This is a genomic window from Shewanella sp. 38A_GOM-205m (assembly GCF_000518445.1).
In the GTDB taxonomy this organism is placed as follows: domain Bacteria; phylum Pseudomonadota; class Gammaproteobacteria; order Enterobacterales; family Shewanellaceae; genus Shewanella; species Shewanella algae.
On the sequence record NZ_KI912441.1, the window covers coordinates 1 to 13,980 of the forward strand.

At 54.8% G+C, this 13,980-nt stretch carries 6 protein-coding genes and 1 tRNA gene; 3 read left to right on the forward strand and 4 right to left on the reverse strand.

Annotated features, from left to right (window positions below):
- Positions 1-295: 295 nt before the first annotated feature.
- On the forward strand, positions 296-1,258 hold the full coding sequence (locus N512_RS0121400; RefSeq protein WP_028781635.1) for an integron integrase: 963 nt from the start codon (positions 296-298) through the stop codon (positions 1,256-1,258).
- A gap of 398 nt (positions 1,259-1,656) precedes the next feature.
- On the opposite strand, the gene N512_RS0121405 is transcribed toward N512_RS0121400, so the two are convergent.
- On the reverse strand, positions 1,657-4,881 hold the full coding sequence (locus N512_RS0121405) for a S41 family peptidase (RefSeq protein WP_028781636.1): 3,225 nt from the start codon (positions 4,879-4,881) through the stop codon (positions 1,657-1,659).
- Positions 4,882-5,224: 343 nt separating this feature from the next.
- Here N512_RS0121405 and N512_RS23605 point away from each other — a divergent pair, with 343 nt between their 5' ends.
- Positions 5,225-6,007: a phosphatase PAP2 family protein gene (locus N512_RS23605; RefSeq protein WP_051472918.1), complete on the forward strand. Its 783-nt coding sequence runs from the start codon at positions 5,225-5,227 to the stop codon at positions 6,005-6,007.
- Positions 6,008-6,077: 70 nt separating this feature from the next.
- Here the strand turns inward: N512_RS23605 and N512_RS0121415 are convergent, their stop codons facing one another.
- Positions 6,078-9,506, reverse strand: coding sequence for a hybrid sensor histidine kinase/response regulator (locus N512_RS0121415; protein WP_028781637.1), 3,429 nt, complete (start codon positions 9,504-9,506; stop codon positions 6,078-6,080).
- Between the two features lie 598 nt (positions 9,507-10,104).
- Here N512_RS0121415 and acs point away from each other — a divergent pair.
- A complete protein-coding gene (gene acs, locus N512_RS0121420) occupies positions 10,105-12,057 on the forward strand; it encodes an acetate--CoA ligase (protein ID WP_028781638.1) in 1,953 nt (650 codons plus the stop codon).
- 449 nt (positions 12,058-12,506) lie between these two features.
- Here acs and N512_RS0121430 read toward each other — a convergent pair whose 3' ends face one another.
- Positions 12,507-13,676, reverse strand: a complete 1,170-nt coding sequence (locus N512_RS0121430; RefSeq protein WP_028781639.1) for a DcaP family trimeric outer membrane transporter — start codon at positions 13,674-13,676, stop codon at positions 12,507-12,509.
- Positions 13,677-13,904: 228 nt separating this feature from the next.
- Positions 13,905-13,980, reverse strand: a tRNA-Lys gene (locus N512_RS0121435).

A 13,980-nucleotide genomic window follows, 5' to 3' on the forward strand; every position in this document is an offset into this window, starting at 1 on the left:
TAACAGCTGTATAGTGCGCATGCGCGTTTTAGTCATCGGAGGAGTGTAAACGCGCATCGCTATCTCTTTGTATTAGTTAAATATAATAGAGTTTAGCCCGAATATCCCTTGCAGCAAAACGCGCATGCGCGGTTTCCAAACCTATTATCTACCAAAATGGTTTTATATCTTTATGAATTTTAAGTTATTTTTTGTGATGTTGCAGAAATAACGCGCAAAATTATCTCCAAATTTCTGGGCATTTTGTCAAAACCTCAATAATACTGTATAAAAAAACAGTGTCCAGGTGCTCGCAATGACCAGTCCAAGTCCTTTTTTAACTTCTGTTCGGGAAACCATGCGGATGCGCGGTTACAGTGTTAAGACTGAGAAAGCCTATCTCTATTGGATCAAGGCTTTTATTCTATTTCACGATAAACGCCACCCAGAGACTATGGGAACGAACGAAGTTGGCCGTTTTTTGAGTTACATTGCCAACCAACGTAATGTGGCAATCAATACCCAAAAGATGGCGTTGAATGCATTAGTTTACTTATATCACAAGCACTTGCATCAAGAACTTGGCAACTTAGGTTTTCGTTACGCCAGTAAGCAACGACAACTCCCAACAGTATTGCACCCGGATGAAATCAAGCTCATCCTTCAGCAGTTGTGCGGGCGTGACAGGTTGATCATTGAATTACTCTATGGCAGTGGACTCAGAGTATCTGAATGCCTTAGGTTACGGATCCAGGATATTGATCTCGTTCAATTGGCCTTAACCATACGGGACGGTAAAGGACGTAAAGACAGGCAGACGATATTAAGCCAACGCTGTGCATCTCAATTACCTGTGTTTATGGAACAAGCTCATACTTTACAGTCGCGTGATAACGAAAGAGGAATTGGCCCATCTTTACCCTACGCTCTGGAGCGTAAGTATCCCTCTGCATATAGACGTCCGGGATGGATGTTTGTTTTCCCCTCAACGGCCATTAGCCAACACCCTTACACACAGACTATGTGTAGACACCATTTACATCAAAGCGTCATTCGGAAAGCCCTCAGCGCCGCAGTAATCAAGTCAGGTATTGCGAAAAGGGTCACATGCCATACCTTCAGGCATTCCTTCGCGACTCATCTGTTGCAGGCTGGCCGAGACATCAGAAGCGTCCAAGAGCTGTTGGGGCACAATGATCTGAAAACAACCCAAATATACACACATGTGCTTGGCCAGCACTATGCCGGAACTGTAAGCCCTTTAGATCAACTGATTTGAAGTGCCTAGTTAATCATAGCTACTATCTTGATTCGATGAGCAAGCGTTCTACAAAAGCTGAGTAACCCTCATGGCTACCGCACGGGCGCGAATGCTGTTCGTCCCTGAATTCCGCTGAAAACAGAAAAATGCAACAGCTTCCAGCTTAAGTAAAGGCTAAAGATAAGCACCTGAAATAGTTACACAATACTCAGTACTGTTTGTGAAAACAATTAGTCATAGGTCAAGTTTTTGACAAAAGCCATAAAAGCCTGTCTTGGTTATTTTTTACAAAATAATTGGCTGAATTTTGATAGTTTTCCAACAAAAAGCGCCGCTTGCCTGTAAGACTAAGGCAAGCGGCGCTTTTTGTTGGGCTAGTTTCCCCTGAGCTATTTCATCAGAGCCATATCACAGGGCTATTTCACCTGAGGCACCCGCACAGGATCGGCGGGCTGTGGCAGCTTCACCGGCGCAGCAGATTTCAGCTCATCCAAGGCAATAGCGATGGCCTTTTCCAGCTGAGGATCTATGCCTTTGGCTGTGTCCTTGGTCCACTGCTCGACTTCCACATCCGGGGCCACACCTTCGTTCTCTACCCGCCACTGGCCGTCGATACTGAAGAAACCGCTGCGCGGCGCCGTGATATGGCCGCCATCCATCAGGGAAGGAACGCCCCAGATGCCGACCAGGCCACCCCAGGTGCGTTTACCCACCAGCTTGCCCACTTGGTAATAGCGGAACATATAAGGCAGCATGTCGCCGCCCGAGCCGGAGACTTCGTTGATCAGCATCACCTTGGGCCCCCAGATACCGCTGCCCGGGCTGGTCATGGGGTGATCGCCGGCCATCTGGTTATTGAAGTAGCCGTTACGCTCGCGGCGCAGCACATCTATGATGTACTCGGCAATGTAACCGCCGTGGTTGAAGCGCTCATCTATGATCACGCCCTGGCGCTGATTCTGGGCGAAGAAGTAGCGGTTGAAGTAGCTGAAACCGTTCTCACCCGTGTCCGGAACCCAAACATAAGCCAGTTTGCCACCGGAAGCTTCATCCACCCGCTTGCGGTTATCCTCGACCCAGGCGTTACGTCTCAATGCCTGTTCGCTGGCCGTTGGCACCACTGTCACCTCAAAGGCTTTTTTATCGCTGCCATCCGGGCTGATGCTAAGACGGGTCTGTTTACCGAGAGTCCCCTGGAAGGCCTGATAGAAGTTGGCCTTGTTATCCAGCGGCTTGCCGTTGACTGCCAGCAGATACTGGCCCGCCTTGACCTGAGGATAGAGAGCCAGCGGCGCACTGCCTTGGTCCGCCGGATACCAGTTTTCGCCGCGATAGATGCGGCTGAAGCGGTAACCCTTGTCGGTCGCCTCAATATCGGCGCCGAGCAGACCGGTGCGGTTGTCGGCAATTTCCGGCAGATCGCCATCATTGGTAAAGGAGTGGCCCACAGAGGTTTCGGCGCCCATGTTATCGAGCAGATAGGTCATGTCGGCGCCGTGGCGCACGTGGGCGACCAGTGGCTGGAACTCCTTGTATACCGCGTCCCAATCGGCGCCGTGCAGATTACTGACATAGAAGTAATCGCGCTGGAAGCGCCAGGCTTCGCGGAAGATTTGCTGCCATTCGGCCTTGGGATCGATACGGGCCGTCAGCTTGACGTTAAGCGTCTTGGCATCGTCACCCATGGGCGCGGCGCCGGCAAATTGCTGCCAGCTGTCGCCAATTTTCACCAGCAGGCTCTCGCCGTCGTGGCTCAGATGATACTCATCCACATCACCGGCCAGGGTATCGGCCTTACGTTCCTCAGTGCTGTACTTGCGAAGCTCTGTGGTTTCATCCAAATCCTGCATATAGAACAGCTCACCTGGCTTACCGGCACTCAGGCTGTGAATTTTACCGCTCTCCCCCAGAGGCAGCACCCGCTGCGCTATACCGTTGAGATCGATTCGCACCGCAGGCGGCGCATCTGAGCCTTTGGCTTCCTCTTCAGTACCGCTGCCCTCTTCCTCGTCGCTTCTTGGCAGCATGGGCGCCTCGGTGCGGGTATTGAGCAGCATGGTATAGAGGCCGTAAGTCGGGGTGAAGGCAACCGAGGTCATATCCAACCAGGCGGCGTGAGGGCCATAGTCGGTACTGGCGGCAAAATAGAGCTTGTCGCCGGCGCTGTCCCACACTGGGTAACGCACATCGGCCATGCCCTGGGTAATTCTGTTACTCTGATTATTGCGGGTATCGAACAGGTAGAGACTGCGGAAGAAGCTGTCATCCTGCTTGCTGTAAGCCAGATAACGGCTGTCAGGCGACCAGCTGGGAGCCATTTCCCAGTCGGGGTTCACTACCGGCTGGCTGTCGATAACCTGCGCCTTGCCCTTGGACAAGTCTGCCAGCCAAAGTTGCTGGCGCTGATCGCTGAACACCAGCTGTTTATCATCGGGCGACCAGATAAGCCCGCTATAGAAGCCCTTTTCGGCCAGTTTGATCTCTTGCTGCGGCTTGCCGAGTTGATCGGCTATCACCAGGCGATATTCGCCGCTCTTGTCGGAGAACCAGGCCAGCTGTTTGCCGCCGTTGGACCAGGCGGCGCCCACTTCGCGGCTGTCTGAGCTTTCAGTAAGATTACGGGCATCGCCGTGCTCCACGGGCACAGTAAATACATCGCCGCGGGCCACAAACAGGGCGCGCTTACCGGTAGGCGAAATGGCCGCCGACTCTATCTGCTTTTCGACCTCTTCAAAGCGTGGCCGCACCCAGGGGAAATCGGCATGCAGGCTGATGGACAGTGCTTCGCCCTTGTCGTTGGCATTGGTATTAGCCAGCGATTTTTTCACCAGCTCGCCACGGTATTCGTATACCAGAGTGTCGTTATCCAGGGTAAAGCCTTTGACATCGGCATCCCGGTAATGAGTCACCTGCTCCGGCTCGCCGCCCTTGGCCGCGACCCGAAAGATATTGGTGGCCTGGGAGCGGTTGGAGAGGAAATAGATATAGTCGCCGTGCCACTGGGGCTCGAGATCCTGAGTGTTGTCCCAGGGCAGATCTTTTTCCTCCAGGCTATCGAGCGAAATCAACCTGAGCGGCTGATTCTGGCCGCCGCGGTAGTTACGCCAGCCCGGATCCCAAAGACCGGCGCGGCGGTAAACCAGCTGCTTGCCATCGGCAGAGAAACTGCCGTCAAAGGCGCGGTTCATGGGTAAAGGCTTGGGATTGCCGCCCTCGATGGACAAGGTAAACAGCTGCTGCCAGCCTCTTGGGGCATTGGCCCTGCCGGAGCGCAGCAATACCGACTTGCTGTCCGGGCTCCAGCCCACCAGCTGATCCACATCCGGGTGGAAGGTCAGGCGTTTGGGCTCGCCACCGGCAATCGGCAGCAGGTAGATATCCTGATTGCCCTCATAGTCGCCGGTAAAGGCCACCCACTTGCCGTCGGGCGACAGCTTGGGTTGCATCTCCTGCCCCTGAAAGCTGGTGAGGCGCACCGCCTCGCCGCCCTTGAGCGACACTTTCCAGATATCCTTGGCGTAGGCAAACACCAGAGTATCACCGCGAAGATCCGGCTCCCGCAGGAGTTTGGCCTCGGCAGCCAGCAAATTGGGGCTGCCGAGCGCAAGGGCCGTCAGCCAAAAGAGTTTATTGAGCTTCATTCCTGTTCCTTGTATTTGAATACCAGCAAACCTGTGGGGAACCCCCGCCAAAACCGCAACTTAACCAGCGCCATAGCAAAGCTACCCCTGTAACATAACCAGTGGTAAAAAAATACGCAAAAAAGGTTTTGTTTCAACTCATTGCAATACGCCATTCCGGGCAATTGAGACAAAAACACCCAACCTTAAGCAGACCTTAATCTGAGCCGGCCAGAATAATTCCTATCCACCAGCCGGGCCATGAGTTCAACGCCATGAATTCAACGCCCGCTTTTTCAGGCTTTTATTTCGCAGATCTCAGCTGCGACTCTGTCTCAACTCGCACTATGTCACAGGAATTACAATGCCCATTGCAAGCCACCCGCTGAGTTTTCAACACTGGTTCAAACATCATCTGCTGTTGCCGTTATCGGTAGGGCTTGGCGTGCTTATCTTGCTGCACATCACTAATGCCGACCTGCTGCTGGCACAGTGGATGTTGGCATTTGAGGGCACCGACACAGCCTGGCCCTGGCGCCATGCCTTTGTTGCAGACAAACTGCTGCACACAGGAGGACGGGATCTGGTGGTGCTGGCGGCAGTTGTGTTGCTGTCGACCCTGGTATTGAGCAATTTCAAAGCCTCAATGAAGCGCTGGCGCCGGCCCTTGCTGATGTTGTTTATAAGCGCCCTGGCAACCGTGCTTCTGGTGCGTATCGGCAAGAGCATGACCAATGTTGCCTGCCCCTGGGATCTCAGTTTATTTGGTGGCCAGCAGCCTTATCTGCCCTTCCCCATGAGCCTGAGCGTTGACACTGAATTGGGCCAGTGTTTCCCCGGCGGCCACTCCAGCGGCGCCTTTGCCTGGGTGGGACTTTATTATCTGGCGTTGGTCTTGAAGCCGAAATGGCGCTTTAAGTTACTCGGCGCGGTATTGCTGATAGGCGCCGTGTTCAGTCTGTGTCAGGAGTTTCGCGGCGCCCACTTTTTATCGCACGATATCGCCAGCGCCCTTATCGGTTGGACCATGGCGACCTTGAGCTACGGCCTGGCTTATCGCCCCTGGCGAGCGGCAGGATACGCCGGGATTCCGGCGCAAGCACAGACACTGACGCAGATACAGACACAGACAGAAGTCACCCGCTAAAATACGGGGCCTGATTTATTGCCGATAAATCAGGCTCCGTTTCCATAGGCTATTTCACTGAGCTTTTGAATTACGCCTTCTTCACCAGGCTGGAGATCAAGGCCCTGAGCGCCGCCGGTTTAATCATCTTGGCCATATAGTGGTAACCGCGGCGCTCGACATCCTCCACCAGATCCTTGCGGGTGTTGGCGGTGATCAAAATGCCGGGCAGATGTTGCCCATACAGGGCCCTGAGCTCATCCATGGCATCGACGCCGTTTTGGCCCTTATCCAGATGATAATCCGCCAGCATGATATCCGGCGCCACCCCTTTGAGCCCCAGCTTGATCCTGGCATCACTCAGATCCCGGGCGCAGATCACCTCGCACTGCCAGCGACTCAACAGGCTTTCGAGCCCGGCGAGGATAGCCTCTTCGTTGTCGATACACAGCACCTTGACTCCGGCGAGCGGCTGCAACACAGAAGAGATGGCCTTGGGTTGCGGCACGCTGACAGTGGCCCCAAGCGGCACCCGAATGGCAAATACAGAGCCCTTGCCCTGCACCGAAGATACACGGATATCATGCTCCAGCACCTTGCTTATTCTGTCGGCTATCGCCAGCCCAAGCCCCAGGCCGTTGACGCTGTTGGAATGGGGGTTATCCAGGCGCTTGAACTCATGAAATATCTCCCTAAGCTGCCCGGCTTCAATGCCGCAGCCGGTATCCAGCACCTGCACCTCCAGCTCACTGCCGCGGCGGCGACAGCCCATCAGCACCCGCCTGCCCTTGGCATAGCGATAGGCGTTGGTGAGAAAGTTCTGCAGCACCCGCCGCAGCAGTGACGGGTCTGAATTGACCGTCAGGCTGCAGGGCATCATGGCAAAGCGGATCTGGCAGTCTTTGGCCATGGCCTCAAACTCCACCGCCAGGGCGTTGAGCACTTCGGAGATGGCAAAGTCGCGCCGTTTTACCTCCACCATGCCGGAATCCAGCTTGGAGATATCCAAAAGATCGGTCAGCAGTTCACCGGCGGTTTTCAGTGAGCTGTTGACATGGGAGAGGGTCAGTCGCCCTTCCCTGTCCAGCCCGGGATACTGACTCAAAGAGGCGGTAAACAGCCTGGCCGCATTGAGCGGCTGCATTAAGTCATGCCCCACCGCCGCCAGAAAGCGGCTCTTGGAAGCGTTGGCCATCTCCTCCTGGGCCTTGGCCTCGAGCAGCTTGCTGTTGAGCAGTGCCAGCTCATAGGTGCGCTCCTTGACTCTGGCCTCCAGGGTCTCGTTAACCTGCTCCAGCGCCTGTTGCTGCTCACGATATTGGGTAATGTCGGTAAAGGTCATCACAAAACCGCCGTCCGGCATGGGATTCCCTTGAATTTTGATCACCTTGCCATCGCGCCTGCGCCGCTCTGAGCTGTGGGCGGTGCCGTTGCGCATATGCTGTACCCGGCGCTCGACATGCTCATTCACATCCCCCGGGCCGCAGTAGCCGCGGGAGGCATTGAAACGTATCACCTCGCTGATGGACATGCCCGGTTGCAGAAAATCTTCCGGATAGTCGTAAAGCTCTACATAGCGGTAATTCCAGGCCACCAGGTTGAGATCTTTGTCCACCACGCTCATACCCTCGTAGGCGTGTTCTATGGCGGCGCGCAGCATGTCCTGACTGAGAATAATCTTCGACGAGGCCTCATCCACCAGGCTGAAGACTTCATCGAGGGCCAGATCCCGCCCCTGCAACACTGAGTCCATCACCAAAGAGGCGCTGGAAGCCCCCAGCACCCCGGCCAGCATGTGCTCGGTATGGGCAATAAGCTCGGGCGATGCAGTCTTGTGCCAGCTGTCGCTGCGCACCGCATCGGCAGAAAAGCGCGAGAAACTCTCATAGGCCCGGGTCGGGCTGACAAAGCGGCTGGCCAGGATAAGCAAGTCCTGCTGGCTGATGGGGCCTGTCTTGCGATTGCCTGTGTTTTTGAGCTCACCCGGGGTGACAAAGGCGCTGGCCTGAATACGCTCCACCAAGCCGGCGCGCAGCCAGATAGAGCCGCCGATATAGCCAATCAGGTTGGCGCCGAGTGCCAACAGGGTATCGTTGACATTGGGCTTAAGCGCCTTTAACAGTTCAAATTGACCTGCCAGCACGCCTTCCCAAGCGCCCGAGCCCTTGAGCAGCAAAAAGCCCCACAGACCGAAGCCCGCCGCCATGCCGAGAAACACCCCGGCGCGATTGCCATGTTTCCAGTAGAGCCCGCCCACCAAGGCCGGTGCCAACTGGGCAAAGGCACCGAAAGACAGCATACCCAGGTTGGACAGAGAATCACTGCTCTCAAAGCTCAGGTAACTGAAATACCCGAAAGCCAGGATCAGCGCGATGGAGAGACGTCTGGCATAGAGCAGTTGCTGGGAAAACTGGCTGAAGTTCTTGCGGCGGATCTGCCCGGTACGCAAGAGTACCGGCACCAGCCACTCGTTGCTTATCATCACACTGATGGTCACCACAGCCACTATCACCATGCCGGTGGCGGCCGAGAGGGTTCCCAGCAGCGCCACTATCGCCAGCCAAGGTGCGTCCAGCGCCAGCGGCAGATTGATCACATAGGTATCGGCAGAGACACTGTCGCCGAGCAGCACCTTGCCCGCCAGTGCCAGCGGCCCGACAAACAGGCCGAACAGGCCGATATAGAGAGGGAACAACCAGCGCGCCTTGGACAGTGTCTGCTCGCCTTCTGCCTCGACCACCATTACGTGGAACTGGCGCGGCATACAGAGAAAAGCCGCCATGCCGACTATCAGCTCGGGCATCAGTGCTTCGAGCCTTAGATTGGGATTGACTATTACCCCCTTGGCGCTGGCCTGGCTCCAGAGGTCGCCAAAGCCGCCAAATACCCCGAAGACCACTATGCCGCCCACCAACACAAAGGCGGCCAGTTTCACCAAGGATTCAAAGGCGATAGCCAGCATCATCCCCGGATTATGCTCAGTGGCATCCAGTTTGCGGGTGCCGAAGAGGATGGCAAAGATGGCCAGCAGCACGGCGATGATAAGCGCGACTTTGGCGCCATCGAGCGGATCATCCGGGCTTTGGAACAGGCTTAGGCTGAATACCATGGCTTTCAGCTGCAGCGCGATATAGGGCATGATGCCGAACAGGGCAATGAGAGTGATGATCACCGCCAGCGGCTGCGACTTGCCGTAGCGGGCGGCGATAAAGTCGGCCACCGAGGTGATATTTTGCGCCTTGGACACCACCACCATTTTGCGCAGCATGCCAAAGCCCAGGGTAAAAATAATGATGGGGCCGATAAAGATATGCAGATAGGACCAAAAGTCATTGGCCGACTGGCCAACCGTGCCGAGAAAACTCCAGGAAGAGCAATACACCGCCAGGCTGAGGGCGTAGATCCATTTCTGCAACCTGCGGGTGACGCCACTGAACCAACGCTCCGCGCCCCAGGCAAGCAGGAACAGCAAACAGACATAACAGACGGCGATCACCGCCACAAAAAGGGTCAGATTCATAGGGTTCTCTTTATTGTCGCCGCAGCCGTCGGCGACTGTTGTTATCCCGGCTAGATTACACCAGCCAATGGCTTTGATGAACCGCTGCCTTGGTATGCGTTCATGTTCCCTTACTTTGCAGAGGCAGAAACCCGGCGTTTTCAGGCGGCTTTCAATGCCCTGAAAAGCTAAGGAAGGTGCGAACAAGTCCCATGCGTGCTCTGCGTCGGCTTACGGGCATGGATGCAAGGCGTGGTTCGCAGCAAATGGCCTTAGTCCTTTGTAAGAAGCACAACACAGCAGGCAGGCCTGTAAGCCACGCCCTTCGGGGCTTACACAGCAACCGGCTCTCTGCGTTATCCGACTTCGACAGGCCCCGGCATGCCTTCAGTCAGATGCCTTGAACGCCAATTGCTGTGTAAGCCAGAGTGCCGCGAGGACTTATTCACACCTTCCCTAAAAAACGGCGCCGGCTCAAGTACTTCAAGCTGTTCGTTTTAAACGCAATAACCGGTTAATAAATAACATTTTTTCAGAACTAGACCAATGTCTAATAGAGACGGCACCGGCAAGCATCCCATACTTTGGCTCACGCATGACAAAAACAAAGGGAAGCCAAATGAGCACTCAGTCTCTTTATAAAGTGCCCGCAGCAATTGCGGCCAATGCACTGGTAAATGATGAAAAATATAAGAAAATGTACCAGGAGTCCGTGGTTAACCCCGAAGGTTTCTGGCGTGAACATGGAAAACGTATCGACTGGATCAAGCCCTATACCAAAGTCAAGAAAACCTCATTTGACGATCACAATTTGTCGATCAACTGGTTCTACGACGGCACGCTGAATGCCTCGGCCAACTGCCTCGACCGCCATCTGGAGAAACTGGGCGATCAGACCGCCATCATCTGGGAAGGCGATGATGCCAAAGATCAACGCACCCTGAGCTACAGCCAGCTGCACACAGAAGTGTGCAAATTTGCCAACGCCCTCAAAAGCCAGGGCGTGCGCCGGGGTGACGTGGTCACCATGTATATGCCCATGGTGCCGGAAGCCGCCATCGCCATGCTGGCCTGTGCCCGCATCGGCGCCGTGCATTCCGTGGTATTCGGTGGTTTTTCCCCGGATTCCATCGCTTCACGTATCATAGATGGCCGCTCCAAAGTGATTCTGACCGCAGACGAAGGTCTGCGTGGTGGCCGGGCCATCCCACTCAAGCGCAATATCGACGAGGCGCTGGCCCATCCTAATGTCACCACGGTTGAGAAGGTGATAGTGCTCAAACGCACCGGCAATGATATCAACTGGGTCGACGGCCGTGATGTCTGGTGGGAATCGCTGACCGAAACCGCTTCCGAGCATTGCGAAGTGGAAGAGATGGGCGCCGAGGATCCCTTGTTCCTGCTCTACACCTCAGGCTCTACCGGTAACCCCAAGGGTGTACTGCACACCACGGGCGGCTACATGGTGTACGCCTCCATGACCCACGAATATGTGTTCGACTACAAGCAGGGCGAAGTCTACTGGTGCACAGCAGATGTGGGCTGGATCACCGGTCACAGCTATATGATTTACGGCCCGTTGGCCAATGGCGCCACGGTACTTATTCACGAAGGTGTGCCCAACTACCCAAGCCCTGCCCGCCTGGGCGAGATGATTGACCGCCATCAGGTCAACATACTCTACACGGCTCCCACGCTTATCCGCGCCCTGATGGCCGAAGGTAAGGAGCAATTTGACCAGTTTGACGGCAGCTCGCTGCGGATCATGGGCTCTGTGGGCGAACCTATCAACCCTGAGGCCTGGCGCTGGTATCACGAGGTCATAGGTCATGAGCATTGCCCGATTGTCGATACCTGGTGGCAAACCGAAACCGGCGGCATTCTTATCAGTCCGCTGCCCGGTGCAACGGACACCAAGCCTGGCTCGGCCACCCGTCCCTTCTTCGGGGTGCAACCTGCGCTGGTAGACAACATGGGCAATATTCTGGAAGGCGCTACCGAGGGCAACCTGGTGATGCTGGATTCCTGGCCGGGACAGATGCGCACGGTTTACGGTGATCATGAGCGCTTTGCCCTGACCTACTTCAAAACCTTCCGCGGCATGTATTTCACCGGTGACGGTGCCCGCCGTGATGAAGACGGCTACTACTGGATCACCGGCCGGGTCGATGACGTGATTAACGTCTCCGGTCACCGGTTGGGTACCGCCGAGATTGAAAGCGCACTGGTGGCGCACGATCTGGTGGCCGAGGCTGCGGTTGTGGGTTACCCCCATGACATCAAGGGCCAGGGGATCTACGCCTATGTCACGCTGACCAAGGGCATAGAAGCCACCGAAGAGCTGAGACAACAGCTGAGACAATGGGTGCGCAAAGAGATTGGCGCTCTGGCGACCCCGGATCTTATCCAATTCGCCGGCGGCCTGCCCAAGACCCGCTCCGGCAAGATCATGCGCCGCTTCCTGCGCAAGATTGCCGCCAACGAGATAACCAACCTTGGAGATGCATCAACTCTGGCCGACCCAGCCGTGATTGATACTCTGATTGAGTCGCGACTCAACCGTACAGAGTAAAAGCTTACTTCCTCCTATTGCCCCTCCTGGAGGGGCATTTTTTTACTTTCAGCTTGCCCCAGAATCGGCTTAAACGGGTTACCGACGTAAGCCGCTCATACATTTCAGGTACCTCTCCAGTTGACCCCGAAGCATTAACATGTGAAGAATGACTTCTCAAATGTTATCAATGGCATGAATAGCGAATTAGTGTTTGGCAAGCTCAGCGCAACGATAACCAACATAATGGGCCATTGCCTGCTTCTGGCGTTGATGAACCTCTATGACCGGAATTTGCAATGAAGGGGAACCATGTCATTCATTACAGCCCCTAAACCTTTGAGGCAGATTTCACAATTGCCTGATATTTAGGGCCAGAGTAAAAAAGCAAGCCACCCTGAGGTGGCTTGGCTAAGAGTATAAATAGGGAGTCACAAGTAGGGAGTCACAGCTCCCGGTCGCAACAAGGGTTAGAGCACGTATTTGGCCGAGAAGGTGACCCGGTTAAGCTCACCATCTGTGCCATTTTCCCGCTCGTTCTTGGCATACATATACTCTACCCCAAAGGTCAGTGCCTTCACCGGCGAGTAAAGCAGGTTGATATAACCTGAATAGGATTCCTTATTGGCGCTGCCTCCGGTCAGAGACACATCGTTATCGGCGCTGAAAGCGGACAAGGTAAGGCTTGAACGCCACTGCTCGTTCCACCAATGACGATAAGACACAAAGCCTGAGTAGGATTCTATCGCCTGCAGGTCGTTGTTGTTGTCCAGTACCGCGCCATTGGCAAAGTTCAGCGCCACATAGCGGCCCAGGCCTTCGCCATAGGTGGCGGTGAAACGGATATCATCACGGCCCACAGGAATGATCCCGGCCACGCTGGCGCCATAGCCGAGCTCAGTGCTGTCTATATCCTGCTTGGCGATACGGGTCTCAAGCTCGAGCTGCCTCAGCATCCCCATCACAGAGAAACTGGCGCCGCCAGAGGTCTTGAAGTTATAACGGGCGATAAGATCCGGCATCACCCCATTGCCACTGGTGATCCGGCTGCCACCGCCATAGGGAGTAATAGTGGTTTCCGGGTTTTCAATGGCGATTTGAAAGCCACCATTGCTGTATCTCAGCTGCGCCTGACGGGCAAAGGGCGTACCTTCGGTGGCACCGACAAAGTCGAGGTTTTCCGGCAGTGCCCCCGGGTTCATAAAGGTGGTCCAGGTCTGGCCTATGGTCCAGTTGTCATAGCTGATAAAGGCGTGACGAATGCGCGGTGAATAGCTGTTGGATACCCGCTCATCACCATCGGTATGAGTCATGAGGTCCAGCTCAATAAAGCCGGTGAGAGTATGGCCGTCGAGATCTGTTACCGTCTTGAAGTTAAAACGGGTTTCCCGCGCCTGGAAGTCGGTCACCTGATTGCCGTTGCCATCTACCCCATAGATGGCGCCGGGCACATAGAACTGGCGTGAGACGTTGTTGGAGTCGGGGGCGCCATTACTGTAATCGCTGAACATGATATCGGCCTTGAGATAGCCGCCAAACTGTACGTCAGTCTTTTCCAATACCGATGCCTGAGCCGTCCCCAAACCACCCAGAGCCAGAAGGGTTGCAGCACACACCCCGGTGAGTCTTGCTTGTTTCATCTTGGATTGTCTCCTTGTTGTTATGCCAATCCATCCGGCAAAAAACACAACAGCCAAGACAGATTGAGAAAGCAAGAAGCACTATCCGATGTTTAACAGAATTGAAACATTGGCAATAGGTCTATGAGACAAAAGTAGAAAAGTATTGGCTAAATTAGCTTGGATATTAAAGCGAATCGACTGAAGCTGGATATTGGTGAGCTTGGCGTTTTCAAGCGGAGTTCTGGATGGTGGGTCGTGAAGGATTCGAACCTTCGACCAATTGGTTAAAAGCCAACTGCTCTACCGACTGAGCTAACGACCC

Bases quoted from the DNA above. Each gene is read 5' to 3' on its own strand.
- N512_RS0121400 (WP_028781635.1), top strand. From the start codon at position 296: ATGACCAGTCCAAGTCCTTTTTTAACTTCTGTTCGGGAAACCATGCGG.
- N512_RS0121405 (WP_028781636.1), bottom strand. From the start codon at position 4,881: ATGAAGCTCAATAAACTCTTTTGGCTGACGGCCCTTGCGCTCGGCAGC.
- N512_RS23605 (WP_051472918.1), top strand. From the start codon at position 5,225: ATGCCCATTGCAAGCCACCCGCTGAGTTTTCAACACTGGTTCAAACAT.
- N512_RS0121415 (WP_028781637.1), bottom strand. From the start codon at position 9,506: ATGAATCTGACCCTTTTTGTGGCGGTGATCGCCGTCTGTTATGTCTGT.
- acs (WP_028781638.1), top strand. From the start codon at position 10,105: ATGAGCACTCAGTCTCTTTATAAAGTGCCCGCAGCAATTGCGGCCAAT.
- N512_RS0121430 (WP_028781639.1), bottom strand. From the start codon at position 13,676: ATGAAACAAGCAAGACTCACCGGGGTGTGTGCTGCAACCCTTCTGGCT.